Genomic DNA, 26,320 nt, shown 5'->3' with positions numbered 1-26,320 from the left:
ATGAGTCTAGAAAAGCTCACGATAGGAACAATTGTCGAACAAGCTTTGCAGGACGGATATATGACGCCATCTCTAGCACAAGAGATTGGCAGCATCTGCGAAATTTCGGAAATTTCTGTTGACGACTACATCGCTTTAGATCGCTTATTCGGGCAACTTTTAACCGATGAAGCGATCGCTATTCCCGGAAAACAGTTTATCAATGTGATGGAAGCATTGGTGCTAATAGAAGCGAGCGTGCAGGTGCTAAAAATGGAAGTATCCAACCCTTGCCTTCTGGATCTGGGAGAGATTGCTGCTTATGCGCTCAATCGACTGCCACCCCTCTATGCCACCACTGAGGAAGGCGCTAGCTTTCAGCGTCAGCGTGGCAAGGAGGAACTTCGAGAGTTAATTACCCAGAAAGTTAAAGAAGCGATCGCGCGATCGCCGATGCCAGGATGATTCGGCTGCTCGCCCTTCCCCTGAGTGTATAAAGTGTATACCGCTAGCTTCGCCTTACTGAACCAGAATCCGTCCGGTGTAACCCGATCCGTTGTAGCGTTGAAGTACATTTTGGGCGATCGCTTCCGCCTTCCCAACCTCTACCAAAGCAACGCAAGCGCCCCCAAACCCAGCACCCGTCAATCGTGCGCCGAATACGCCACGGGTTTCTTGCAACATTCTCACCAGCGTATCCAACGCCGGTACGGAAACTTCGTAATCGTCCCGCAAACTGGCATGAGAAGCATTCATCAACTCGCCAAAGCGCTCCGCAGAGACGCCCTGTATCGCCTCCAGCACCCGGTTATCCTCTGTAACCACATGAAGAGCGCGACGCCGCAGCGGTTCGGGTAAAGACTCTACAGCTTGCGGATCGGTGATATCTCTGAGCGCCTTCACTCCCAACAACCGTGCTGCTTCCTCACAATCAGCGCGTCGTTGGTTGTAGCCACTTGCCGCCAGGGTACGAGGTACGCCGCTATCGATTACCACAACTTCTGCTCCCTTTGGGAAAGGAAGAACTTGACGTTCCAGCGTGCGCGTGTCCAGAAACAGCATCGAATCAGTGTCAGCAAGACTCGACGCCATCTGATCCATAATTCCGCATTGCACACCAGCATAGTGAATTTCTGCCTGTTGTGCGAGTTGGGCGATTTGCACATCATCGAGAGTAAGTGAAAGAAGCGATCTCAATCCTCTGAGAGTCGCCACTTCCAACGCCGCACTGCTAGACAAACCCGAACCAATAGGAACGGAGGATGTAACATACACGTTAACCGGCGGGATAGTGTTACCTTTCTGCTCTAAAAGTCGGATACACCCAAATACATAACTTGCGAAACTAGACGGCGTATGAGTGCTTTCTAAAACGTCTACTTTTTCGTCAAGTTCCGCAGAGTAAAAGTGGTGCTGTTCATCTTTGCTAAATCCCAATTGTACCGTCGTTTTTTGGGGGATAGCTGTTGGGAGGACAAATCCATCGTTATAGTCCGTGTGTTCGCCTAGTAGATTTACTCGTCCTGGTGCGCTGGCTTCGACTTCTGGTTCTGTACCGAATACTTGTTGAAAATTCATCATGGTTTGTTGAGAGAAAGTACCTAGCGATGTTTATAATCGCAACTTCTGCCCCCCTTCAGAAGAAGGAGGGCAGAAATTGCGAGAGCTTTTATCAAACGAAGTCTGTCTTCGCTGACTGTCGAGAGGCAAAGTTTCGGGTCTTTACAAATAGATTTCAAACCGGCTGAGAAGCCTTTCCTAACTATATAGACTCAGGATTCAGTTGAATCATCTCCCAAGTCGTATAGGTTCCAACTGGACTCCAAAGCACATAGGGGAGTAATAAAAGAGCCGATAATCCAGAAATCGGTAATACAAACAATGCTAAAAGAACCCCTAAAATAACGCCCGATCCCCCTAATAGCGTACCGACTGTAAGGCTGCGGAGTCTGAGCGTGGTAGGAATGTAAGCGACTGTGACAATTTCCAAGAGTAGGTAAAGTGCCATCAACAACCAAGTTTTGAGGCTACCTGGATCTTGTTCCCAAATTATGGTTGCTGATAAAGCTCCGCCTGCAAAAACAATCGTCCAGATAAACGGAATCAGAGGCTCAAAGACAAGCCAACTAGGTCGGGTCAAGTTTTTGACCCATTGAGTATCGCGCGGTCTAAACAAGAGACTTCCTAGCGCAACGAATAAGGTCACGCCCCCAATAATCATCATTGAATTAATCATTTTTTTACCCTCTGCGATCGCCTAGCGTGCCAAATGGTTTATCGCTATACTTGCGCTCCCGATTGAGCTGAAGCAACCTGTACAAATCGATCGTGTCAATTTCAAGAATGACTTTAATCAGTCTTTGGTGTGAGAGTGTGGGTAATTTTGACTGTTATTCGCTTCACAGCACCCTTTATCTATCAAAAGATAGATTCAAAATTTCAATCCATTCTAGATATAGAACTTACAGTTTTTTCTACTATTTCTGTGGTGGTAGATGAATCTCATAAATGAAGGGAGTTTAAATAAAGTATTGATTATGCATCTTCCTTAAGTCTGGCTTGTTTTATCTAAACCAAAACTTCATAAAGTTTCAGTAGAACTACTTAAAGCCAGACCGACCGAATCATCGGGTCTTTAAGGGTTTTTTCGTTTTCTTGGCTCTTCAAAGTTTATTGTTTTGATAAAGATTCAGTATAACTACTAGCATTTTTCTTAAAAAATATGTGAAACTTTCATGACAAGCGAAAACACTCTAAAAAACCTGGCGATCGCCAGATTACCAGCCTAAGTAATTTCCGCAAATATTTATCGCTTCTGTTGAGCGCCAAAGATACACAGTTGCCCTTGGTAAGACAATTGTGGCGATCGCACTTTGGATCATTTCCAATATCAAAATTAAGCTTTACGGAGGGAGGGTTATTTTATGTCTATTTCAACTACTTGGAATAAGTTATCAATGGCTGTTGCCGGTGCAACATTGATTGTAGGAACATTTCATTCGGCTCCTGCGAACGCCATAACATTTAAATTTCAAGGGGATGCTGAAGACGCAGGCTCAGTTGAAGGCAGCTATACCGTCGCCGATGATATCCTCAAAACCTTAGTTAGCGATGTACGGATACAAGCTCCTTTCCTACAGGTAGAGAATCCTTTGGATTTTTTTTCCTTTACCGTGAATGGCAATAACATCTTCAGTGGCAAGCCATCATACTCATCTTTAACATCTTTAATTCCGGTAAATGGAGTCTTTGCTTTCAGGGAGGTTTTGAGACTAGACGTTATAGATGATCGGGGCCTATTTTTCGCCTTTAAGCTAGATGTCGCAACCGCTGATGAAGGACTGATAGAACCGGTTGACCAGTGTTTAGTTAAAGAATGTCAAGGATTTCTGGGTTTTGCCCTTGGAGGTGGAATCAACTCTCCACCAGGCGTTATCGGAGGTGGCTTTGTTCCGCATAAACCTGTGAATGATGTCGAATCCGTACCAGAACCAACGGCAGCGATCGCGCTAGGTGTCATCGGCGCTTCTATGCTAATCCGCAAAAGAAAATTATCGTCCTCGCCACACGCCTAAACTAGATTTCAATTAGCAATATTTGCCAGAATAAACTGCTTTGCTACAGCTGGCAATCCCTAAGAATTTGGCAGATTCATGACGATTGCATAGGCAGTTAAAAGCACCGAGTTTATCAACATTCAACTTTACTGAGGCTCGTTTTATGTCTACTTCAACAATGTGGAAGAAATTTTCAATAGCTGTTAGTGCAGCATTTTTGGCTTTGGGAACAGTTAATTTGGCTCCTGCGAACGCCATAACATTTAACTTTCAAGGGAATCTTGACGGAGACTCAGTTGAAGGCACTTACACCGTCGCCGATGAAATTCTAGACTTATTAGTCAGCGATGTACGGATAGGAAATTATCTAGATGTCAAAAATCCTTTTGATTTTTTCTCCTTGAGCGTGAATGGCAATAATATCTTTAGTGGCAAGCCATCAGACTCATCCTTAACATCTTTAATTCCAGTAAATCAAGTCTTTGCTTTCAGAGAGGTTTTGAGGCTAAATGTTAAGGAGACAAATTTGGACTTTCAGCTAAGTGTAGCAACGGCTGATCAGGGGCCAAGAGAACCTGTTTCCCAGTGTTTAGTTAAAGAATGTCAAGGATTTACGGTTTTTACGGCTCCAGGCGTTAACGGATATGGATTTGTTTCCCATAAACCCGTGAATGTTGTCGAGTCCGTACCAGAACCAACGGCAGCGATCGCGTTAGGTGTCATCGGCGCTTCTATGCTAATCCGCAAAAGAAAATTATCGTCCTCGCCACAGGCCTAAACTAGCTTCCAATTAGCAATATTTGCCAGAATAAACTGTTTTACTACAGTCTGCACATTCTGGCAAATTTTTGGTAATTGCAAAACAAGTAACTCCTCTTGTCGCTAGTCACTCCATTTCAAAAGAGAAATAGCTATGAAATTACACTTGAGCATTCCCACAGCATTGATGGGCTTATGCCTCAGCTTTTTGGCAGCGAGAGAAGTGCAAGCTGCCAGCTTCACCTTTACAAAAATTGCGGATACAAGCGATCGCTTCAGTTCCTTTCTGTCATCTCCCGCCTTAAATAATGCTGGAACCGCCGCCTTTTTGGCTGGACTAGATACAGGGAGCATAGGTATTTTCACGGCCAATGGCTCCACAATTACCACGATTGCCAACACCAATAATTTCTTTAGTAGCTTTCGTACTCCTCTCTCCATTAATGATGGAGGAACCGTCGCCTTCAGCGCTGTCCTAGCTCAGGTAGCCACAGGTATTTTCAAGGGGAACGGAACAACAACGCCCACTCCTGTCGCCCTTGCTTTCCCTCAATCCGACTCGAATGGTGTTGAGTCACCCTGGATTGATGATGACGTTATTGTCGCGAAGGACTACTTTAGCGATTTTTATTCGCCCTCGATTAATAATGCTGGAGTTGTAGCTTTCGTAGAGAGACTTTACCGGGGCGAACGTATTCTCACCAGCGAAGGAAAAGTTATCGATACTATCTTTTATGGCAGCGTCAATTCTCCCTTCATCAATGATGAAAGAACTGTAGCCTATAGAATTGAAAGTGGGAATCCTAGCACGGTAATTGTTACGAGTAACGGCACTACAAGGACTATCGTTGCCAGCCTTGGAAATAATTATCCTGAGGATTCTGGCTTTGGTTCCCCTGCCCTCAATAATGTAGGAAACGTTGCCTTTTATGCTCCCCCGGCTATTGATCCAAGCAATGATTGGTATACTCCGCCAGAGCCATTTGTGGGAGGAAAAAATGCAGCTTTGTTCGCTAGCAATAGCAAAACAACAACCTTAATTGCAGACACGAGCGGCTCCTTGAACGGCTTTCTTGGCGTTCCCTCAATTAATGATGTGGGAACTATTGCCTTTTTTGCTGAACTGGATGCAGGCGGGACAGGGATCTTCACTGGAGCCGATCCCCTAAAAGATAAGGTAATTAGTACTGGTGATACTCTATTTGGTTCCACCGTAACGTCCCTTAGTTTTTCGCGGGAAGGATTAAATAATGCTGGTCAGGTGGCATTTCTTGCCAGTCTTGCGGATGGCACTATGGGCATTTTCCGCGCCGATCCGGGAGTGTCTAGCGAACCGCCAAAGGATGTTCCAGAACCCGCTTCAGGTTTGGGTTTACTCGCATTGGGTGCTTTGGGTGCTGGTTCAGTGATGCAGCGTCAACAGAAACAGCAGATCGACGACTAATTATAGATAGCGATCGCATTCCACTTTTACCCATTCCCACTTGCAACTTCTACAATTTTTGAGAAATAGCTTGTATGGCTACCTTCAGAAAAACACTTTCAGCCTTAGTCTTCAGCACAGTCTGCTTTTCCTTATCTGCCCTGATGGTACCTAAAAGCGTGCAGGCTGCTACATTGACTACATTAACTTTTGATGAGCTGCCGACTCAACCAGCGGATGATTTGAGTTTTAAGGGCGTTACATTTGGCTTTAAAGTAAATGGAGAAAACTCAACTGCTGCCACCTACAATGTTGAAAGAAAATTGAATCTCGGAGGTTTGTTCGGCGTTGAAGAAGCATTTTATTTCCTTGATTTATCACCCCCCGTCTTAGAGATCGGTGCGCCGGGAATTTTAACACTTGACTTTGCCATGTCTACTTCTAATATTATGTTCGACGTGGCGAAACTAGGGGATTTTCGATTTCAGCCTCTACCCAAATTAACTGTCCAACTCTTTGACGAAAACTTCACTTCTCTGTGTATTACAGAGGTAACTCTGGATAAAACATTCGTAGACGACTTTCCTTCCCCGCTTAGAATTAGTGTTTCCGGCACTACTTTTACCTACAGCGGCACCCCTGTAAAACGGGCAGTTGTAGATTTCACTAACAATTCAGGTTCATGGGGATTTGACAACCTTAGTTATCTAACCGCCGATCGAACCGCTTCGGTTCCCGAACCAGCTTCTGTATTCGGTTTACTGGCATTGGGTGCTTTCGGTGCAACTTCACGACTTAAGCGCAAACAGAAAAAGTAAACTAACTCGGCATCCTAGACAAAGCAACCACCGATTTAGGAAAGCGACTCTTTAACGCGGGTATCACCGGACACGGTTTTTTCTCCTGTAAATTGTCTTGATTATTCCAGTTGAAGGTGTTCCAGCGGAAAGGTCCCTTTTGAGCAGCTGCCATCCAGAGTAGGCGCTTCGCTCGTGTCATCGCCACGTAGAGGAGGCGGAATTCCTCTGCGTTTTTGAGCTGTCCCGCTTGTTCCCAGGCTGCGGGTGCTGGGGGTAAGGGATATTGACCGTGGAGACTGGCGCGAATCTGCGCCCTAGCGACCTCTGCTAGGGTAAAATCGCCCAGGAATTGGGCAGCAGTAGGCACCCAAGGACTGCCGGGAATACTATCTTCGTGCAAAAACGGCATAAAGACATAATCCCAGTCCAATCCCTTGGCTTTGTGCATCGTAATGATGGTGAGTTGACCGGCGCGGACATAGCGGGCGTCTGTGTCCTCAGTTTCTACGGGTTCAAAGCGTTCGGAATTCACAATTTCGCTTAAGACTTCCAGAGTAGAACTCATGGAACTGTTGCCGTAGGTTTGTTGGGCGATGCGTTCGGCTAATTTATCCGCTGTGGCGAGTTCGGACGGGTCGTATTTTAAGGTGAGAGCGAGAAAGGTGGGCAATTGGTAGTGGGGCAGTTCCAAGCGGGCGCGAAGCAAACTGCGACAGTACCGCGCCGCCTGATGCACGGGTGGCGTTTGGGGAGGATCGAGCGGGCCGGGATAGAGAAATTGCTCTGGAAAAGTGGCGAGGGCGTTGAGGTCTTGGGTGGGAATCAGCTGACGCTGTACGAGTACCTCTAGTGCGGCTTTTATGTAGTCGGGGGAGTGGGGACGATCGAGAAATTGTAAGAGGGCGAGGATTTCGGTGGGGACGTTAGAGTGGCGATCGCTCTGGGAAACATCGTACACCTGAATTTTGTGCTGGCTTTGCAGATAACTCAGCCTTTCAGCCACAAATCGGGCTTGCCGATTTTCCCGCACCAAAACCGCCGCCCGACCTTTGGGATTTTTCTCAAATAATTCGATCGTCCGTTCTCCGATCAGCTGGACGGTATGGTAAATGTCGCGGGGGGTGTAGATTTCCAATCCTCGACCCGTTGGTTCCGGGTTGGCGTCAGATTGGGGATCGCCCGCGTCAACGGGATGAATGGTTTGGGGACGAAAGGGCAGTTCAGTTGGGTTTTGGGAGGATTTTGACGAAGTTGTTCCTCTACGGTCGGGTTTGCCTCCATAGGTGTGATTCACCCACTCCAGGACGAAGTTCGCGGCGTCAACAATGGTCTGACTACTCCGACCCGCCCGATCCATCGTTGCCAAGCGTTGCTGGCCTTCGCAGGCTTCGCAGAAGCGACGGAAGTATATCGGATCGGCAGGGGTGAAGGTGGAGTTAATTGCCTGGTTGGGGTCTCCCACGCGCACCAAGTTGAGGGCTGGGGAATTGCTGGCGGGTTGAGCGGCGAGAATTTCTAAAAGTCGGCTTTGGAGGGGGCTAGAGTCTTGGGCTTCATCTTCAAAGACGGCAAAGACTTGGTTTTGCCAAAGTTTGCGGGCGCTTTCGTTTTGCAGCACCCGCAGGGCACCGAGAATCATTTCGTCGTAGTCGATCAAGTCGCGCGATCGCAATAAAGCTTGATATTGTTCGTACAACCCAGCAGCGACGCTCAAAATTCCATAATCATCCGGCGTCTGTCTTGCCAGTTCCCACAAATTTTCCGGCAACAATCCAGAGCTTTTTGCTTCGTGAATCACTGTGTTAGCAAGACTGGGCAACACTTCGGTGCGTAAAACTGCCTGACGGCGCAACCGCTCGGTTTCTTCCCCATCAAATTGCAATCCCTCCAACAGCGTGGAGTAGCGCTGAGGATTGTGGGAAATCCATCGCTCTACGCAGTCTCGAATCAAGCGGTGGCTTTGGTTTGGAGAAACCAAAGTTACCGTTTCCAAATTCAAACCCGATAGCTCTGGATGACGGGTAGCAATATTCAGTGCCAAACCGTGTAACGTATGGACAACAAAGCCCGTTTGCGGTAGTCGCAAATCCTCCCGCAGGCACTGCCGAATCTTGGCTTTAATATTTGCCGCAGCCGAGCGAGTAAAGGTGACAACGACTAAATAGCGTCGAGTATGCAATTGGTAACGAGCGATCGCTAATGCCGCCGCCACTGCCATCCCGGTAGACTTACCCGCACCGGGTACGGCAGAAACCGCTAAAGGGCCACCTCGCCAGTCAGCCATGCTTTGCTGCCCCGCTCGCAACCCATTGCGGAGTCGCTGCATTGCCTGTTCGCGCACTGCTGCTAGCGACACCTGAGCCAAATCCGGCACCATTTGGGCTGCTGTACCATCTGGGTGAATAAGATTATCGTCATTCATGGCTAATGGCTTGTGAGAGTTTTGAGTTGTAGAGTCGCGGTTTGTCGCGTCTAAGGTTTAAGTTTTGAGGTTTGAGTTGTAGAGTCGCGGTTTATCGCGTTTGAGGTTTGAGTTCCAAGAGAATTTTTTAGTTCAAAATTTAACACTTAAAACTTTTTACTAATTAGCAGCTAACAACAGAAAAACATGAATCGCCTAAAGTTCTTTCTACATTATTTAGCGCTAGCTGGGGTAATTGTCTTGGGCGCTGCTTTGCGGTTTTGGCATCTTGACCTGAAACCGCTGTGGCTAGATGAGGTGATTACAGGGTTATTTAGTTTGGGACGGACTTACAATGATGTCCCGCTTGACGTAGTTTTTCCCCTATCAACCTTAAAGCAAATTTTTACCCTGAAGCCAGACGTTAGCTGTGCTGAAATTGCTCATACACTTGCAACTCAGTCTACCCATCCTCCCCTATTTTTTTGCCTGATGCACGGCTGGCTAAAATTACTCAGCCATGAGTACGGACAAGGCGCTACCGTCCCCCTACTGCTCAGCACTGACTTGCGATCGCTTCCTGCAATTTTCGGAGTCGGCGCGATCGCGGCAATTTACTGGCTGGGACGCATCGCCTTCTTCCCCGCGGTCGGTTTGATGACCGCCGCAATCATGGCGGTTTCCCCTTTTGGCGTCTACCTCTCCCAAGAAGCACGGCACTACACCCTTCCGGTGCTGTTGATTACCTTGGCACTGGTAGGATTCATTCAAATTCAGCAAGACCTGGAAAAAAATCGGCAGACGGGATGGCGCGTTTGGCTTGGCTGGGGCGTTGTCAACAGTATTGCCTTCTACGTCCACTACTTTTTTGTCTTGGCTTTCGTGGCGCAGCTGGTGACGCTCCTGACGATATTTTACTGGCGGCGGCGATCGCTTAAAATTCACACCTGGGTTGGGCTGAGTCTGACAATTTTGGGGATTGTACTCAGCTTTCTGCCTTGGTTGCCGGTACTACTGGGACATTCTGGACGTTCCGAAACCAGTTGGCTTCCGTCTCCCCATAATGTTGCGCCTTTATACCAAACTTTGGTCGGTTGGCTGCTGATGGCGATCGCCCTACCCGTAGAAAGTCAGCCTTTATGGATTGCGATTCCATCGGGGCTGCTGATGCTTCTGTTTGGCTGTTGGCTGGGAAGGCAAATTTATAATTTTTTTAAGGGAAAGAGGCAATTAACCGCCTCTGGAGGGCACACGCAGGTAAATCCAAGTCGCTTTAAAACCCTCTATTCCTCAGCAATTTTCGCCTTGGCTAGTTTCACTTTTTGCGTACTGCTGCAATTCTTAGCCATTGTCTACCTGCTGGACAAAGACATCACCATTGCCCCTCGCTATCACTTTGTCTATTACCCAGCTTTGTGCGCCCTTTTGGGAGCTATCCTCACCATCGGGACTGCGGCAAAAGAATTGCCGACTGAAGATGCCCAAGAAAATTTTGATGGAAATGCACGAACTCAGCACCAAAGCCAAGATCCATACTTACTCCTGAGTCCTCAGTCCTCAGCTGTACTGCTAGTTTGCCTTCTCAGCAGCGTTTTTGTCGTTTTTAACCTGGCATTCTTAAAGCCCTTTAACCCCCTGCAAGTCTCCCACCACATGAACTTAGAACCGACCGTTCCTCTAATGGTTGTGGTGGGATACCATGATTCCCAGGATGTAGCTTTGGGGTTAAGCTTTGCCCTTGCTGTCGATAAAATCCGGGCACCCCGCGTCGGTGATTTTGAGCCGGAGGGCGAAAAAGCCTACTTTGCTTTCTTAAACGCGAAACCTAGTTATGATGCCCTTTGGCAAAATCTCTCTGCCATCCAAACTCCTTTGAAATCGCCACTGAATTTGTGGGTGGTTGCCCCTGGACTCAAGCGGGTCGATTATCCCCAGTCTTTGGCACTTGCCGAGCCAACGAGTTGTACGATTGACTCTACTCAGCACTACCGAATCGGGGTTCCTTATCAGCTATATCGATGTCGTTAGCCAGTTTTGAGTTTTGAGTTTTGAGTTTTGAATTTAGGACTTACGCACCAGGAACGGAAAAATGAACCATCTTCGCTTAAGACACGAAGAAATAAGAGTGTGAGAGAGTTTTTGCATAAGTCCTGGAATGAAAAATTCTCTTGTAACTCAAAACTCAAAACTCATAACTCCCATCAACTATTCTTCGATCTGCCATAAATCCTTAGTCATGTCTTCATCGACAATTTTCTTCGGACGCAACACCAGGAGGATTTGTCCCAAAATGGGCACAGTAGGAGCATCGGGGAACCAGTGAAGTTGCAGCTCTCCTGACTGGTCAACGATAAAATAGCTGCTGTCATTCCATTCTTGTCGAGATCGATCGATGAGAACTAGAATTCCTTCCGGTTTGTTGGTATGTTGGCTGGGCAACTGGCTGCTGTTGCAGAGAATGACGACCGGGTCTTGTGCGTTCAAGACGACTTGCCAACCGGGTAGAGACACCCAAGATCCACTCCAAGAAGTTTGCACTAACCGGAACGGCTCAATCTGTTCTACTGGGGGAACCAATTGCAAGTCTGCGGGTGTCAAGGGCAAGGCACCGGCGACGGGTATCGTGCGAGGGAGTTGTTCGTCCTCATCCAGTCGGTACAGGGGCAAAGAGGGGGCACGACGAGGGGCAGCACCGGCAATTCCTTCGGTTAGCAGCTGTTCGATTTGATTTCGGGCAGTTTGGCTGTGGGCAAACATTAAGCCGCGTGCAATAAAACGCGATCGCTCTTGCAAATTACTTAATTGTTTTGCCCGTCTCCAATACTGATAAGCAACCGCGTCTCCAGGATGGTCGGTAAACCCCTGCGGTAGAGTCCGCATCCGGGACAATTCTTTCACATCTTTGGCGACTTCACGGGCAACATCGGCGTCGAGGTTTCTGGATCGGATAAAGTCTGCCGCGGCGACCCGTTCCGGCTCAGTCAGAATCCGCAATTCGTATAAAATATCACTGCCAGTGCGAGAATAGTGCGATCGCACTTCTTCTACTGCCCCACCGTTCACCAACGACGTATAGACTTGTGAACCTACAATTACTTGATTCTGATGTATTGGCTCAAAGCCAGTTGCCTCAAAAATCGCTTGGGTACTGTAACCGGCTTTTTGCAATTTGGCACAGGCGTGTCCCCAGTCAACCCAGGTTCCTTCTTTACGTCGGAGCAAGAACAGCAAATCTTCAGCATTCACGTTCGCTGACTCTGGTTGAAGGCTACGATCGGGAGTGTCTGCGGAAGGTGTTTCAGTCATAATGACCTCAAAAAGCTTTTCATCGCTATCAAGCGACCAGGAACGTTTTTAAATGTATCGCGTTCGGGTCACGAATAAATTTACATGGCAAGTTTAGTTTGATGTCCGGTCTGTTTGACGCAAACCAGGAATTCCTAGTTATGTCATTTGTCCCGAAAGCGCTACTAAACAATCGGTCTTAAGATAGATGTTTTGTGTATCTGAATTTGCCTGAACAAGTTGACCAAGAGTTTGTTGTATCGTTATGGACAATGCTATTCCAGAGCTTGATAGTATCAGCCGTCAGTTAATGAGCCTAGAACGCCCCAAGAAGCCCAAAATGTTGGTGGTAGACGATGAGCCAGATAATTTAGACTTGCTCTACCGCACTTTTCGACGAGATTTCAATGTGCTGAGAGCCGAAAGCGGTATTCACGCCCTGGAAGTGCTGGCGACAGAAGGGGAAGTAGCCGTGATTATCTCCGATCAGCGGATGCCAGAAATGAAGGGAACGGAATTTTTGAGCAGAACCGTGCCCAAGTTCCCGGATACGGTACGAATCATCCTCACGGGTTTTACCGATGTGGAAGATTTGGTAGAAGCGATTAATTCTGGACAAGTCTACAAGTACATTACCAAGCCTTGGGACCCCAACGAATTAAAGGCGGTAGTCCAGCGGGCAGCAGATACCTATGAATTGCTAAAGCAACGCACGGAGGAACTGCATCGCGCTCAAGCACAAACGGCACTGCTGGCAACGATTGTGCAAGTGGCTCAGGAGTCTCCCAATGTAGAGGCAACGCTAGAACCCATCGCCAGTGCCTTTGGCAGAAATTTCGCAGCAGATGGCTGTATTTTACAGCAGGTAGATGGCAATCAGCTGGTAGCGGCAAAAGGAACTTATAGTGCTGTAGGCGACACGGAAAACTGGCTGGAAAAAGACCCTCTGGTACAGGATGCGATCGCCTCTCGAAAACTTCAGGTTTGGGTAAATACTCCGGGAACGACTCCTCCAGCAAGTATCGAACAATACCAAGCTTCCGGTCTCCAGGCGCATCTAGCGATCCCGATCATCTATCGGAGCGACGTGCTAGCGTTGCTATCCCTCCAGTGGAAACGACCCTGTAAACTACGCGAAGATGAGTTGAAATTCATTCACTTATCCGCCCAGCAAATTGCTCTGGTTCTAACCACGACCCGCACTCATCAGTAATCGTTAAGGGCTAATGGTAATTTCCTAATTAGCCATTAGCCCTTACCTGTTAGTAACTGAAACATCATGACCTCTGAGCATATTCAAGCCATCTTTGACCGCATTGCACCCGTTTACGACGAGCTTAACGATCGCTTAAGTCTGGGACAGCACCGCGTATGGAAGCTGATGACGGTGAAGTGGAGTCATGCAAGTCGGGGAGATATTTGCTTAGATGTCTGCTGTGGGAGTGGTGACATCGCGCAGCTACTGGCGCGACAGGTAGGGGAGAAGGGTCAAGTATTTGGGGTAGATTTTTCACCGGCGCAATTAGCGATCGCCAGAGAGCGGTGCGAAAATAGGGACACCCAAAAGGAGTGCCCTATCACCTGGATAGAAGGAGATGCCCTCAATCTCCCCTTCCCCGACAACTATTTCGACTGCGCCACAATGGGTTACGGACTTCGCAACGTCACCAATATTCCCCGCTGTCTTGAGGAATTGCACCGCGTCCTCAAGCCGGGTGCCAAAGCCGCTATCCTAGACTTCCATCGTCCCAGCAATCGTTTAATGCGAAGCTTTCAGCAGTGGTATCTCGATACCATCGTCGTCCCAACCGCCAAAGACATGGGATTGACTGAAGAATATGCCTACATTAGCCCTAGCTTAGATAAATTTCCCACGGGCAGCGAACAAGTGGATTTAGCCGGAAAAGCGGGATTTACCGCCGCGACCCACTATCAGATTGCGGGTGGGGTCATGGGCGTATTGGTAGTAACCAAAGCCTAAGATGGTAGTAGGGGGTAGCAGATGAGTTTTGAGTAATCAGTGTTGAATTATCAGTTATGAATTGACCCTAACTCAACACTCAACATTCAACATTCATAACTTCCCTTAAAACGTAACCCCTGCCTAATTGGATCGCCGCCTTGAATTGGTCTAACCTCTGGCTTTACGTCAGCCCCCCGATTGTTGGTGCAATTATTGGCTATTTCACCAACGATATCGCCATTAAAATGTTATTCCGCCCCTATCGGACTCTTTACATCGGTGGGCGGCGCGTCCCTTTCACGCCTGGATTAATTCCCCGAAATCAGGAACGCCTAGCCAACCGGGTTTCTGACACCATCATGGGTTCTCTGCTGACGCCAGAAGAATTGCAAAATCTGGCACGACGGCTGCTGCATACAGAACGGGTGCAGGGAGCAATTCTTTGGTTACTCCGGCTAGCGCTAGAGCAGGTCAAACCCGATGCCGAGCAGAAAACCGCTAAAATTATGGCGGGAATTCTGCGGGATTTGCTGGGTGAATCGTTTCCTCGCCTGCTGAAAGTTTTAGCCCGCCGCGAGGATTTTCTGGAAATCCAACTTAATCAAATTTTTGATAAGGTTTTGCTGGAATTTCAGCTGAGTGACGATCAGGCAAAGAAGCTTTCTGACTGGATATTGCAAGTGGTGCTACCACCAGATATTGTGCGGCAAGCTTTGATAGATTTTTTGACTGACCGCAATATTCAAGTCATTGATGAAGGCTTTCGGGCAAAGACGAGTGGCACTTACTGGGTAGTGGCGAATTTGTTTGGTCTTCGCAACACTCTGACGCGCCTGCGGACGTTTTGCCTGGATGAAAAAGAGGAAACAAATCAGCGGATAACAGAGTTGATTCTCTCTTTGGGAATTCGAGAACGTTTGCAGGAATGGCTGCAAAATCTCTCTTTACAAAATTTGCCGGTTTCGACGGTGCGCCAGTTGCGGAAAACGATGCGCGATAGCGTCCGCAGTTATATTCAAGAGCGGGGCGCTGATTTGTTGCAGGGATTGAGTGACTCTGTGGACTGGGAAAATATTGCTAAGTTAATCCTGGGTCGGCTGCGAACATCGCCTGCTGTCAACGCTTCCTTAGAAGTGGTTAGCAAAGAATTGGCTTTAATTTTAGAGCGCTATTTGGAGCGGGATCTGGAAAAAATTGTCGCTCAAGTAATTCCGATTTTGTCGATCGATCAGGTGATTATTGACCGAGTCAAGGGAACATCGGCGGCGGAATTGGAAATGGCAATTCAAGGCATCGTCAAAAGTGAGCTGCAAGCAATTGTTAATTTGGGGGGCATCTTAGGGTTTGTGGTGGGTTTGTTACAGGGGGTTTTGTTGTTGCTGCGTTAAGCTGTGCAAAAATTAACACGGTTCGTTTCGGAGTCGTTGGTAAGCTATGGCTTGGGCAGCTGGGCAGAGGTTATACGGCGATCGCTATATCATCGAAAGACCCCTGGGTCAGGGTGGTGTTGGGATTACCTATCTTGCTAAAGACAGAAAAGGCAATCAAGTTGTCATCAAGACGCTGAAGGACGATGTCCTCAACAACCCAGAACTCGCTTCTTTCCGGGATAAATTTCAGCGGGATTTCCGAGATGAGGCGCTACGCTTAGCCTTATGTCGTCATCCGCATATCGTGCAGATTGACAATGCTTTTCAGGAAGGCTCGCTTCCCTGTATGGCGATGGAATATGTGGAAGGGGAAGATTTATGGAAGTGGGTGAACAGGTGGGGACTGCTGTCGGAAATAGAAGCACTGCGCTACATTCAGCAGATTGGTGAAGCGCTTACCGTCGTTCACGATAAAGGGTTGCTGCATCGGGATGTAAAGCCGCACAACATCATGCTGCGTTCTGGGAAATTAGAGGCAGTTTTGATTGATTTTGGGATTGCACGGGAGTTTATCCGGGATACTACCCAAGCTCATACTCAAGCTTTAACCCACGGTTTTGCACCGATTGAGCAATATGCTGAGGAAGCGAGGCGAGGCGAGTATACGGATGTCTACGCCCTCGCTGCCACTCTGTATTATTTACTCACGGGAAAGCGCCCGACTCCGGCTTTTGCCAGGGCGGCGAAAGTTCCCTTAGAGGCACCGAGACAAATTAATTCTAGTATTAGCGATCGCGTTGAGCTGGCAATTCTCCTGGGAATGGAGTTTGAACCAGAGAATCGTCCTGCTTCAGTGCAAGCTTGGTTGGATTTATTTAATTTCAGCAGTCTCAATCAAGATGCGGCGACGTTACCCATCCGAAACGTTGAATCAGTCATTACTACGTCTGACATCACGCTTCCCACGACAATGTTTGTCTCTTCAGACGCTTCCCACAATAAGCTGAGTCCGGAGGTGGGGGAAAATTACCGTCAATTGCGGGATTTATTAGCAGCAGGGAAGTGGAGAGAAGCCGATATGGAAACGGCGGCAATTATGCTGAAGGTAGCCCGTCGGGACGAAGAATGGCTGGATTACGAACACATTGAATCGTTTCCAGGGCAAGATTTACGCACCATCGACACTCTCTGGGTAAACTACAGCAACGGACGCTTTGGCTTGAGCGTCCAGAAGCGGATTTACAACGAGTGTGGGAAAGATTTTGTCACGTTTGGCGATCGCGTGGGTTGGCGCGTCAACGAAACTTGGTTGTGGTGGAATGACCTCAATTTCACTTCCGGTGCTCTCCCCGGACATCTTCCAGGGTGGCGAGTTGGGGGTTCGGGGGGTGTTTGGGGTTGTTTTGTAACGGTTGGCGAGTCGCTGCTGGCGCGTCCCGATTTGTAAGCGGATCAACTCAAGAGCGATCGCTTTGTTTTGAAGCAGCTGGTTCGCAAGATTTCTGGAAATTAATTCTTAAACAAGTTGAATTTGAAAATTTTCCATTGCTTGTTTTTTCTGGGCGTAGAGACTCCGCAACCTCCGCAATTGAGCCTCTGACAGCACAGATTTAATGACGCTCAGCAATTCCCCCCATCTGTACATTTCTGCCAAGGAAGGGGCTGTGTTTAGTTTCTGCTCGTAAAAATTTACCCAAAAGCCGGGGGCTTTATATTGATGCTTTCTCCAACGCTTGCGCCATCTGAGGAAATCTTTGGCAGTGGGTGTCTTTGCGCCTAAAACGGGTGGCAGATCCGCATAGCTGACAAACGTACTCACGCCTTTGCCAACAACGTGGATGACATATTGCCAGCAATCGATCCGATATATCTGTTCGGGGTTGAGGTTAAGCAAAAGCGCGATCGCTTCTTTCGTCACAAACCGAGCCAATTGATGAACAACCCTTGCTTCAGGCTGTGAGCTTGATATCATAATAATTAACTCCAATATCATGGAGTTTTTGTGGAATTAGCGATCGCTCTTCAGTTTCCGACGCCAAAGGGCGATCGCTTTTTACTGGATAAAATATTTTAGTCGAAATTTAAACTCTATGTCAAGAACAGAGTTAATAAAGTTGCGGATTAGGGAGTTTGCCGCCAAGGAAGGCTGGACGCTGAAGGAGGTTTCCGAACGTTCCGGAGTCTCCTACAGCACCATCAAAACTTATGCAGTGTCGCCGGGAATGGTGATGGCTGACTTAGCTGCTTTACGAAAGTTAGCGCGAACCTTTGATGTGTTAATTGAAGATTTGTTGGAAGTGGTACAAGAATAAGCGGCGTAACATTCAATAAAGTTTAAGTGAGCGATCGCGCTGTGGGGACATTTCTTGGTACTGTGTCAAAATGAACCCAAGCGTTTCAACATTGCAATCGATGGTTTGGGGCGGTGCAATTAATTTCAGCAGTAGGAATGGACTACAGCAGACTGCAAGATTGACTAGTAGATGGAAATGGAAAGAAGCTGATAAAGAAACTGCGGCTGTTGTACTTAAAATAACCAATCGAAAAAGAAGGTTTGCTAGATATAGAAGCGATTAAAAAGATTCCCTATCCAGACTTTTGTACTATCGAAAAACTATGGTTAAGATACAGCAACGAGCATTTTGGTTATAGCGTACAAAAGAGTATCTGGCAGAGTGTCGGTGGTAAGCTGCACGCTGGCGATAAAACTTGGCAAAGTTTTGGCGATCGCTTGGGATGGTTTGAACAAGGTTGGTGCGAATATGATGAACTTACCTTCAGCTTGGATGCACCAGCAGGACATCTTCCTTGGATGCGATCGCTTAATTTCTATCTTAATGGGGACGTGGGTTCTTCATTTTTAATTGTGGAAATGTCTTCTCTCGCGTCGAGACTGGCAACTTGTAGCCAAAAGTAATTTATAGCGGTTTGTAAGATTTGTAAAAGACGAGTGATGGGAAGCGATCGCTCTCTCTTGTCATCTAGTTTTCACAAGCGATCGCTTCTGGCAAGATAAGGAGAAGCGTCACATTCACAAAGGTCATCAGTTGCTATGCGTTTGAAGCGAATCCTTGGCTTTTTGGTGTTGTGTGCGGGTGTTAGCAGCCTCTTCATCTGGCAAGAAGGGCGATCGCTACCCGTCTCCCAAGCTCAACCTCCACCCTTGCCGGAGGGCGTGCGATCGCAGACTGATGTGCCCTATGTGCCAACGCCTAACGAGGTGGTGACAGCAATGCTAAAGATGGCTGACGTTACTCAAGATGATGTCGTTTACGATTTAGGTTCTGGCGATGGCAGGCTGGTTATCGCAGCCGCGAAGGAATTTGGCGCGAAAGGTGTTGGTTTCGAAATTAACCCGCGACTAATTCAGGAAAGTAACGAAAAAGCTAGATTAGCAGGTGTGAGCGATCGCGTGAAGTTTGTCGAGCAAGATTTGTTCCAAACTGACCTCAGCGAAGCTACCGTGGTGACGCTTTACCTGTTGCCTAAAGTTAACGTCCAACTGCGACCAAAACTGCTGCGCGAACTCAAACCGGGAACGCCCGTTGTGTCTCACCAGTTTGACATGAAGGAATGGAAACCCGATCGTACTGAAGTGTTGCGGGTTGGTTCTCGCATTCATAGAGTTTTCTATTGGGTGATTCCCGCACAGGTAACAGGAACCTGGCAATGGAATATGCAATCCGTTGGCAGCAAAAACCCCTACACGCTGCAATTACGTCAACAGTTCCAAGAAGTTACGGGAACGGTGAGAATGAGCAATGACGAAATACCAATTACTGAGGCGAAATTAACCGGCAACCAACTTAGCTTTAAAGTTACACAGCCGAAGCAAGGGAAGCTAGTAACCATGCAGTTTAATGGGCGCATTTCTGACAACACCATTATTGGAAGCGTGGATATATTAGGCGGTGCCAAAGTAGATAGACGCAACTGGTCAGCCCGACGCTAATACTAAATTGGTCAAACTCCTTTGATGCAAGAGTTTTAACTTTTACTCTAACGCGAGCAACAAAAGAGCGATAATTGCCCGAATTAAAGGAGTTAAACAGATTGTATCAGTCTGATGAAATGATAGTTAGCCTGCTTCGTTTCTCGGTGGGCACGTACCGTAACATTGTCTGTAGAGTGTCATCCTTAGACCTCCTGCATGAATAGGAAAGCAATGTACCAGTTAGCGATTAAGGTAAAGGAGAATCGGGAAAACCTTAGGAAGAAGGACGGCAAGAGGGAGTTAAAATGCCCTATAGCGAATTAGAACATCTATCCGGTAGAAACTTTTTAGCGACTTCTGGCAAGATTAGGAGTCTTGAAGAGGTCATATTGAACCAGCAGTTTCCCTGGCAGCTTCTCGCAGCCGCTCCACATCACGCATCGGTGGTGCACCAAAGAGCCGCTTGTATTCCCGGTTGAAGTGCGAGGCGTCATCATAACCCACATGGTAGGCAGCACTGTTAGCGTCAAGGTTTTGCCCCAGCATCAGACGGCGAGCCTCTTGAAGCCGTAGTTGCTTCTGAAACTGCAAGGGACTCATAGCAGTGACCGACTTGAAGTGATGATGAAAGCCTGAGACACTCATTCCTAGATCGCGTGCGATGCTTTCAATCCGAAGCGGCTGGTTAAAGTCTTTGCGAAGTCGATCGACAGCTCTAGCGATGTGGTGAGTGTAGCCACCTAAAACGGCAATCTGACGCAGCCGATTTCCTTGCGTTCCCATTAGGAGTCGGTAGATAATTTCCCGTTTAATCAGGGGTGCAAGCACATGGGTTTCGGCAGGAGAATCGAGAAGCCTGACAAGCCGCACCACAGCATCCAACAGGTCTGCATCCAACGGACTCACGTCGATCGCTTTTACACTAGCACCCCGTTGCACTGAGGGATAGCCTGCCTCAACCATAGCTGAGCCAACGAGGGTAGGGTCGAGATCGAGACGAATGCCTAGGTACGGTTTTTCCTGAGTTGCTTCTAGAATTTGGCTGGCAATCGGCAGTTCGACTGTCCCCAGCAGATAGTGCATCGGATCGTACTGATAGCGATCGCTGCCTAGAAGGACTTCTTTACTGCCCTGAGCAATGACACAAAAGGCAGGAATAGAGACACTATGAAAGCATTCCGAAGGAGAGGAGGTGCGATAGAAGTGCAATCCTTTGAGCGGCTCTTTCGCTCCATCTTGACAAATCGCTTGGGCAATTCGCTCCGTTAGTTCCTCTCGGTTGGCTTGCGCTCTGTCTGCCTCGCGCTTTGCCTGTGGGGTGTTAGTTAAATACATATTGAAAACAGAGGTTTGAATTGTAAAACATTGACAGGAAACCGCACAAATCAAATTTCATCTGAGTGCTTCAAGTTTGCTGAGTAGGAGGTTAACGAACACTATAAAAGCTCCTCCCTCTTCTGGAGATGGATCAACTAAGCGATGAGCAGACGGGTTACGAAAAGTCCCAACGATGCCAGCGTATAAATCTCGGTAGCCCTGTCGTTCTGAAGCAACTGTGAACTTCGAGGCTAACGTTCCTTTGTCACTAAATACGTTGTTCACTAGGGCAGAGCCAGTGCAATTTGGATCGGAGATGGAACCGACATCACGCAATCGCTCTTCTAGGATGACACCTGCTGTCCTTACAGCGGAATCCCACAGCATGGAATCTGAGCTTCCTGCACCTAAAATTGGTAAACACCGCTTTTTTAATTGCTCATCAAAGTTACTGATGTCTGCTAAAGGAGTTAAGTGAGTAATGAAAGATGTGTCGGGGGCGCTAAAGTCTGCGTCTATAGCCTCGTACGCTTTGCCCATTACAGTACATTTACGTGCAGTCTCATTCTGTCTTCCTGACTTATCTATTTTGTAAACGATATCGCAATGGATGAGTTTATTTTCTGCCAGAACATTTAATGCGCCTTGAGTAATTGAAATTTCAGATAACTCTTCGTCAGTTCCTTTAAAATCAAGCATTACAGCTTCAAGCGATGGTGCATCAAAGGTAGGAACCCACATAATTCCGAATTCCTCATTCAATTTTCCTTCTTGAATTTTTTGAACGAGCCATCGGACAAGGTCTTTTTGCTGATTTGTCAGGTTATACATCTGTAGAAGAATCACGACAGAAAAAATTAAGCAAAGGCAGGAATAGAGACACTATGAACCAGCCCTGTATAAGAATCTAGCGTGGCTTGAATCGAAATCGGTGCAAGTTTGCAGGATTGTACAACCATCCTAGACGATCGTTTTATTGCTTGCCTTTCAGGATTCATAGAATGAAGTTAAAGCAATGAAACGTGATTCCGGCTTCTTGTAAGCGTCTGGATTTTTCTTCAAGAGAATACTCAAGTTTATTTAATCAAGCGCTTCTCGCGATCGCACGAGAAGCATCATCAAATCCACGGCAGGCATTGGTCGCTGTGGGAAAGCTTTGCATGACAAAGCACAAATTGGAGGAACAGAAATGAAACGGCTCACGATACCTGTCATGGCATTTTCCTTATTGGCTTTGGGGTTCGCGCAGGCAGGTCATACTCAAGTTTCATCGGGCGATCGCCCACAGACGGTAGAAATCACGCGGAACGGTTCGCAGCCTTCCACTGAAGGATCTGCCGAATATTTCACGGGTTCTGTACGCATCAATCCTCTTTTTCCGGCGCACGATCCATCCCGTGCATCTGGTGCAAGTGTCACCTTCAAGCCAGGTGCCCGAACCGCATGGCACACCCATCCTTTGGGGCAAATTCTGATTGTGACGGCTGGAGTTGGCTGGGTTCAGCAGCGGGGCGGTCAAATTCAGGAGATTAGACCCGGTGATGTTGTCTGGATTCCACCGAACGTAAAACACTGGCACGGAGCCACAGCAACTACAGCCATGACCCATACTGCGATTCAAGAACAACTTGACGGCACCCCTGTGAACTGGATGGAACAGGTCAGCGACGAACAGTACGAAGGGAGATCCTGATGCTTTCGAGATGGCTTCCCACTAGAGGAAAAAACGGTCAGAAGCGAATGCTGATTTTGGTTCTCGCTTTAGCAATGTCCCTAAGTTCCTCAGCCTGCCATGCCGATAACAGTATCACCAGAAATGCCCCGTCAGAGATACCAACTGAACTATCAACCGAGCAGGCAAACAGGATGAAGATCAACATCCAGCTCGGAAACAAGGTCGTAACAGCCACGTTGATTGACAGCAAAACCACTCAGGATTTTATTTCCCTGCTGCCATTAACACTGACGTTAAAAGATTACGCAAACACCGAAAAAATTAGTGATTTGCCAAGACGATTATCGACAGAAGATGCACCTCCGGGCACCGAGCCTGCGGTTGGAGATATTGCTTATTACGCTCCCTGGGGGAATTTAGCGATGTATTACAACGATTTTGGATACTCAAACGGACTCATTATCCTCGGAAAAATTGACGGTGACATCGAGGCATTGAATGTGCCTGGTTCTGTAGAAGCGACGATTGAGTTGCGATCGCAGTAAAGAGGGTACGAAATGAAACTGCTTGCGACGACTATTGAGCCAAAGTGAACTCGCTAAATAAACCCACACATACGAACAAATTAATGAAACACCGCGTTCTAATACCAACCCTCTTGATGAGTGCAATCTGTGCAACGGCGGCATTTGCGCTCGACAAAACACACGTCTGGCGTAATAGCCCCCAAGCACTCGCGCAGCAGTCCCCTGTGGTCGAGGGGGCGGACAACTTCTACAAGAGCGACAAGGTGACGGTGCAGAAGGTTACATTCAAAAACCAATACAACATGCAGGTTGCTGGGACTCTCTTCATCCCCAAAGCCTTGAATCAGAACGCCAGGAATCCGGCAATCATTGTCGGGCATCCAATGGGCGCAGTCAAAGAACAGAGCGCAAATCTGTATGCCCAAAAGCTGGCTGAGCAGGGATTCGTCACCTTGTCCCTCGATTTGTCTTTCTGGGGCGAGAGTGAGGGGCAGCCTCGCAACGTTGTTTCGCCGGATATTTATGCCGAGGATTTCAGTGCTGCGGTCGATTTTCTGGGCACCCGACCATTCGTTGATAGAGATCGGATTGGCGCTCTTGGAATTTGCGGTAGCGGTAGCTTCGTCATCAGCGCCGCCAATATCGATCCGCGAATGAAGGCCATTGCGACGGTCAGTATGTATGACATGGGTGCTGCTGCTCGCAACGGGCTTAAGCATTCTACGACCCTGGAACAAAGGAAGAAATGGATCGCAGAGGCGGCTGAGCAGCGCTATGCGGAGTTCACAGGTGGCGAGACCAAATACACAAGCGGGACTGTGCATGAACTAAATGAGAACTCCAGCGCCATTGAGCGTGAGTTCTATGACTTCTACCGCACTCCCAGAGGCGAATACACCCCCAAAAGTTCGTCGCCGAAACTGACAACGCATCCGACACTTACCAGCAACGTCAAATTCATGAACTTTTACCCGTTCGATGACATTGAGACGATTTCGCCTCGTCCCATGCTGTTCATCACGGGTGACAATGCCCATTCTAAGGAGTTCAGCGAAGATGCCTACAAACGCGCAGCCGAGCCAAAGGATCTCTATATCGTTCCGAACGCGGGACACGTCGATTTGTACGACCGGGTGAACCTTATCCCGTGGGACAAGCTTGCGTCCTTTTTCAATCAGCACCTCAGTCGGTAAGCGAGAAACTGGCAGGAGAATATATGCTACTCAACTCGAATGGAAACTTCACAGATAAGGTGGCTTTTGTCACCGGAGCAGCGAACGGCATCGGTCGAGCGACAGCGCTGGCATTTGCTCGTGAGGGCGCTAACGTGGTGGTCGCTGACATTTCAGAACAAGGCAATCAAGAAACAGTCCGCATAATTGAGGAACTCGACGGGCGGGCGGGAGCTTCGCTGCTGCCGAAGGCAATCGCCATCAGGTGCGACGTGACGCGAGCCGAGGACGTGAAGGCGGCTCTGGATAAGACCATTGAGATTTTCGGGCGACTGGACTTTGCCTTTAACAACGCTGGTGTGGAACAGAAGATAGCGGCGACTGCGGAACTGGATGAGGCAGATTGGGACCGCATCGTCAACATCAACCTGCGCGGCGTGTTCCTGTGCCTGAAGCACGAAATCCTGTTGATGCTTAAGCAAGGAAGCGGCGCGATCGTGAATACCTCTTCAGGTGCTGGAGTCAAAGGCTTCAAAGGTCAAGCTGCTTACGTGGCTGCAAAGCACGGCGTGGTCGGACTAACCAAGGCAGCGGCTCTCGACTACGCCGCGCAGAACATTCGCATCAATGCTGTATGCCCCGGAATCATCGACACCCCGATGATGGATCGCTTCAGCGGCGGCACTTCCGAAGGACGAGAACGAGTGATCTCGCAGGAACCAATTGGCAGGATGGGCCAGCCCGAAGAGATCGCCAACGCCGTCGTCTGGCTGTGTTCGGATGCGTCCTCCTTCGCCGTCGGGCACGCCCTGGTCGTCGATGGCGGTCAAACGGTGTAGTGATGTGCAGCGCCAACCCGATCGAACCCTAAACGCACGACAATAAAGCATTGTCGCCATCGTCTCCTTCACCGCCAACGGCGATGACTCATATCGCTACTCAGGAGGTACTCGACCCCAAGCCCTTAGACTGGATGGAAAAGGTCAGCGACGAACAATACCAGGACAGATTCAAGACCGAGTAGAAGTAAACCAGCTTATCTTCCAGATTGGAGCATCAATTTATGTACAACGCCAAAGCTTACTCCGCAGTCAGTGCAACATCACCCCTGGCCTCCGACACGATCGCACGGCGCGATCCAACCGAGCACGACGTTCAGATTGAAATTCTCTTCTGTGGCATCTGCCACTCCGACCTCCATTCAGTGCGGGACGAGTGGAGCGATTTCATGTCCACAACCTACCCGATCGTTCCCGGTCATGAGATTGTTGGACGGGTCACTCAAGTCGGTTCAGCAGTGACCAAGTTCAAGTCGGGCGATCTAGTGGGAGTTGGCTGCATGGTCGATTCGGATGGTCACTGTCCCAAATGCAAGGCTGGCTTTGAGCAGTTTTGCCAAAATGCGATCTTCACCTACAACTCCCCAGACGAGCACAAGACCGCTCCAGTTACCTATGGTGGCTATTCCAATAGCATTGTTGTCGATCAACGCTTCGTGCTGCGCGTTCCCCCAAACCTCGATCTAGCTGGAGTTGCGCCGCTCCTGTGTGCAGGCATTACCACGTATTCGCCACTCCGTCATTGGGGAGTTATAGAGGGTAAGAAAGTAGGTGTGGTCGGTCTGGGCGGATTGGGGCACATGGGCGTGAAGCTTGCTCATGCAATGGGAGCGCACGTTGTTGTCTTTACCACGTCCCCCGACAAGAAAGAAGACGCGCTCCGCCTGGGTGCCGATGAAGTTGTTGTTTCCCGCAATGCTGACGAGATGCAAAAGCACGCTGGTAGCTTCGATTTTATCCTCGATACCGTCGCTGCCAAGCACGACATTAATGCTTATCTCAACCTGCTGGACCTCGACGGTAACATCACCCTGGTTGGTGCGCCTGAAAAGCCTCTAGATGTCGCGGCATTTAGTCTGATTATGAGTCGCCGCAGTCTTTCTGGCTCTATGATCGGCGGCATCGCCGAAACCCAAGAGATGCTCGACTTTTGCGGTGAACACAATATCACCGCCGATGTTGAAGTCATCCCCATCCAGAAGGTCAACGAAGCCTACGAGCGACTGCCCAAGTCCGATGTGAAATATCGCTTTGTAATTGATATGGCTTCTCTGAAATCTGAATAACCGAGGTGAAACTTCGCAGGAGTACCAATGCAA

At 48.4% G+C, this 26,320-nt stretch carries 25 protein-coding genes; 18 read left to right on the top strand and 7 right to left on the bottom strand.

Translation table 11 applies throughout. The features are described 5' to 3' along the window. Positions 1 to 444, top strand: coding sequence for a late competence development ComFB family protein (locus NDA03_RS05500; RefSeq protein ID WP_190532696.1), 444 nt, complete (start codon positions 1 to 3; stop codon positions 442 to 444). 54 nt (positions 445 to 498) lie between these two features. Here NDA03_RS05500 and galK read toward each other — a convergent pair whose 3' ends face one another. Beyond that, entirely contained in the window at positions 499 to 1,557 is a 1,059-nt protein-coding gene (gene galK / locus NDA03_RS05495) for a galactokinase (RefSeq protein WP_348237551.1), read from the bottom strand. 184 nt (positions 1,558 to 1,741) lie between these two features. Further along, positions 1,742 to 2,215, bottom strand: a complete 474-nt coding sequence (locus tag NDA03_RS05490) for a tryptophan-rich sensory protein (protein ID WP_190413802.1) — start codon at positions 2,213 to 2,215, stop codon at positions 1,742 to 1,744. Positions 2,216 to 2,903: 688 nt separating this feature from the next. Here NDA03_RS05490 and NDA03_RS05485 point away from each other — a divergent pair. The 4 genes from NDA03_RS05485 (at position 2,904) to NDA03_RS05470 (ending at position 6,536) form a co-directional block, all read left to right on the top strand. Continuing rightward, positions 2,904 to 3,554, top strand: coding sequence for a PEP-CTERM sorting domain-containing protein (locus NDA03_RS05485; RefSeq protein WP_190429711.1), 651 nt, complete (start codon positions 2,904 to 2,906; stop codon positions 3,552 to 3,554). A 145-nt stretch (positions 3,555 to 3,699) separates the two neighbouring features. Next, positions 3,700 to 4,314, top strand: a complete 615-nt coding sequence (locus NDA03_RS05480) for a PEP-CTERM sorting domain-containing protein (RefSeq protein ID WP_348237508.1) — start codon at positions 3,700 to 3,702, stop codon at positions 4,312 to 4,314. 135 nt (positions 4,315 to 4,449) lie between these two features. Next, positions 4,450 to 5,739, top strand: coding sequence for a choice-of-anchor tandem repeat NxxGxxAF-containing protein (locus NDA03_RS05475; protein WP_348237507.1), 1,290 nt, complete (start codon positions 4,450 to 4,452; stop codon positions 5,737 to 5,739). Between the two features lie 74 nt (positions 5,740 to 5,813). Next, positions 5,814 to 6,536 carry a PEP-CTERM sorting domain-containing protein gene (locus tag NDA03_RS05470; protein WP_348237506.1) on the top strand — a complete coding sequence of 241 codons (723 nt, stop codon included), beginning with the start codon at positions 5,814 to 5,816 and terminating at the stop codon, positions 6,534 to 6,536. Between the two features lies 1 nt (position 6,537). Here NDA03_RS05470 and NDA03_RS05465 read toward each other — a convergent pair whose 3' ends face one another. Continuing rightward, positions 6,538 to 8,895 (bottom strand): ATP-dependent helicase, encoded by a 2,358-nt coding sequence (locus tag NDA03_RS05465; RefSeq protein WP_348231990.1) that lies wholly within the window; start codon positions 8,893 to 8,895, stop codon positions 6,538 to 6,540. 231 nt (positions 8,896 to 9,126) lie between these two features. Here NDA03_RS05465 and NDA03_RS05460 point away from each other — a divergent pair, with 231 nt between their 5' ends. Continuing rightward, complete coding sequence (locus NDA03_RS05460) at positions 9,127 to 10,947, top strand: glycosyltransferase family 39 protein (RefSeq protein ID WP_348237505.1); 1,821 nt, start codon at positions 9,127 to 9,129, stop codon at positions 10,945 to 10,947. Between the two features lie 177 nt (positions 10,948 to 11,124). Here the strand turns inward: NDA03_RS05460 and NDA03_RS05455 are convergent, their stop codons facing one another. Then, positions 11,125 to 12,225, bottom strand: coding sequence for a RuBisCO accumulation factor 1 (locus NDA03_RS05455; protein ID WP_190526909.1), 1,101 nt, complete (start codon positions 12,223 to 12,225; stop codon positions 11,125 to 11,127). Positions 12,226 to 12,469: 244 nt separating this feature from the next. On the opposite strand from NDA03_RS05455, the gene NDA03_RS05450 reads away from it, so the two are divergent. The 4 genes from NDA03_RS05450 (at position 12,470) to NDA03_RS05435 (ending at position 16,984) form a co-directional block, all read left to right on the top strand. Continuing rightward, the gene (locus tag NDA03_RS05450) at positions 12,470 to 13,417 is read left to right on the top strand and encodes a response regulator (RefSeq protein WP_190413807.1); all 948 of its coding nucleotides are present in this window, start codon (positions 12,470 to 12,472) and stop codon (positions 13,415 to 13,417) included. Positions 13,418 to 13,483: 66 nt separating this feature from the next. Continuing rightward, entirely contained in the window at positions 13,484 to 14,185 is a 702-nt protein-coding gene (ubiE, locus tag NDA03_RS05445; RefSeq protein ID WP_348237504.1) for a bifunctional demethylmenaquinone methyltransferase/2-methoxy-6-polyprenyl-1,4-benzoquinol methylase UbiE, read from the top strand. Positions 14,186 to 14,325: 140 nt separating this feature from the next. Next, positions 14,326 to 15,555 carry a DUF445 family protein gene (locus NDA03_RS05440; protein ID WP_190666230.1) on the top strand — a complete coding sequence of 410 codons (1,230 nt, stop codon included), beginning with the start codon at positions 14,326 to 14,328 and terminating at the stop codon, positions 15,553 to 15,555. 46 nt (positions 15,556 to 15,601) lie between these two features. Then, positions 15,602 to 16,984, top strand: a complete 1,383-nt coding sequence (locus NDA03_RS05435) for a serine/threonine-protein kinase (RefSeq protein WP_348237503.1) — start codon at positions 15,602 to 15,604, stop codon at positions 16,982 to 16,984. Between the two features lie 69 nt (positions 16,985 to 17,053). Here the strand turns inward: NDA03_RS05435 and NDA03_RS05430 are convergent, their stop codons facing one another. Next, positions 17,054 to 17,509: a hypothetical protein gene (locus NDA03_RS05430; RefSeq protein ID WP_190678258.1), complete on the bottom strand. Its 456-nt coding sequence runs from the start codon at positions 17,507 to 17,509 to the stop codon at positions 17,054 to 17,056. 118 nt (positions 17,510 to 17,627) lie between these two features. Here NDA03_RS05430 and NDA03_RS05425 point away from each other — a divergent pair, with 118 nt between their 5' ends. From NDA03_RS05425 to NDA03_RS05415, 3 genes are all read left to right on the top strand, one after another. After that, positions 17,628 to 17,849 (top strand): helix-turn-helix transcriptional regulator, encoded by a 222-nt coding sequence (locus NDA03_RS05425; RefSeq protein WP_190413812.1) that lies wholly within the window; start codon positions 17,628 to 17,630, stop codon positions 17,847 to 17,849. 242 nt (positions 17,850 to 18,091) lie between these two features. Beyond that, the gene (locus tag NDA03_RS05420) at positions 18,092 to 18,454 is read left to right on the top strand and encodes a GUN4 domain-containing protein (RefSeq protein WP_348237502.1); all 363 of its coding nucleotides are present in this window, start codon (positions 18,092 to 18,094) and stop codon (positions 18,452 to 18,454) included. A gap of 135 nt (positions 18,455 to 18,589) precedes the next feature. Continuing rightward, complete coding sequence (locus tag NDA03_RS05415; RefSeq protein ID WP_348237501.1) at positions 18,590 to 19,489, top strand: class I SAM-dependent methyltransferase; 900 nt, start codon at positions 18,590 to 18,592, stop codon at positions 19,487 to 19,489. A gap of 366 nt (positions 19,490 to 19,855) precedes the next feature. Here the strand turns inward: NDA03_RS05415 and NDA03_RS05410 are convergent, their stop codons facing one another. Together NDA03_RS05410 and NDA03_RS05405 are read right to left on the bottom strand one after the other, a co-directional pair. Further along, positions 19,856 to 20,806, bottom strand: coding sequence for an AraC family transcriptional regulator (locus NDA03_RS05410; protein ID WP_348237500.1), 951 nt, complete (start codon positions 20,804 to 20,806; stop codon positions 19,856 to 19,858). 57 nt (positions 20,807 to 20,863) lie between these two features. Further along, positions 20,864 to 21,619, bottom strand: coding sequence for a TIGR02391 family protein (locus tag NDA03_RS05405; RefSeq protein WP_190986269.1), 756 nt, complete (start codon positions 21,617 to 21,619; stop codon positions 20,864 to 20,866). A gap of 358 nt (positions 21,620 to 21,977) precedes the next feature. Between NDA03_RS05405 and NDA03_RS05400 the strand changes: the two genes are divergently transcribed. The 5 genes from NDA03_RS05400 to NDA03_RS05380 all read left to right on the top strand — a co-directional run bounded on the left by NDA03_RS05400 (position 21,978) and on the right by NDA03_RS05380 (position 26,287). Continuing rightward, a complete protein-coding gene (locus tag NDA03_RS05400) occupies positions 21,978 to 22,481 on the top strand; it encodes a cupin domain-containing protein (RefSeq protein ID WP_348237499.1) in 504 nt (167 codons plus the stop codon). Beyond that, complete coding sequence (locus tag NDA03_RS05395; protein ID WP_348237498.1) at positions 22,481 to 23,008, top strand: cyclophilin-like fold protein; 528 nt, start codon at positions 22,481 to 22,483, stop codon at positions 23,006 to 23,008. Before NDA03_RS05400 ends, NDA03_RS05395 begins: the two co-directional genes overlap by 1 nt. 83 nt (positions 23,009 to 23,091) lie before the next feature. Next, a complete protein-coding gene (locus tag NDA03_RS05390) occupies positions 23,092 to 24,183 on the top strand; it encodes an alpha/beta hydrolase (RefSeq protein WP_348237497.1) in 1,092 nt (363 codons plus the stop codon). 23 nt (positions 24,184 to 24,206) lie between these two features. After that, positions 24,207 to 25,001 (top strand): SDR family oxidoreductase, encoded by a 795-nt coding sequence (locus NDA03_RS05385; RefSeq protein WP_348237496.1) that lies wholly within the window; start codon positions 24,207 to 24,209, stop codon positions 24,999 to 25,001. Between the two features lie 224 nt (positions 25,002 to 25,225). Further along, positions 25,226 to 26,287: an NAD(P)-dependent alcohol dehydrogenase gene (locus tag NDA03_RS05380; protein WP_348237495.1), complete on the top strand. Its 1,062-nt coding sequence runs from the start codon at positions 25,226 to 25,228 to the stop codon at positions 26,285 to 26,287. Positions 26,288 to 26,320 lie beyond the last annotated feature (33 nt).

Source organism: Trichocoleus sp. Lan (genome assembly GCF_039961855.1).
Lineage (GTDB): Bacteria > Cyanobacteriota > Cyanobacteriia > Cyanobacteriales > FACHB-T130 > FACHB-T130.
This window is presented reverse-complemented; position numbering and strand designations above follow the sequence as displayed.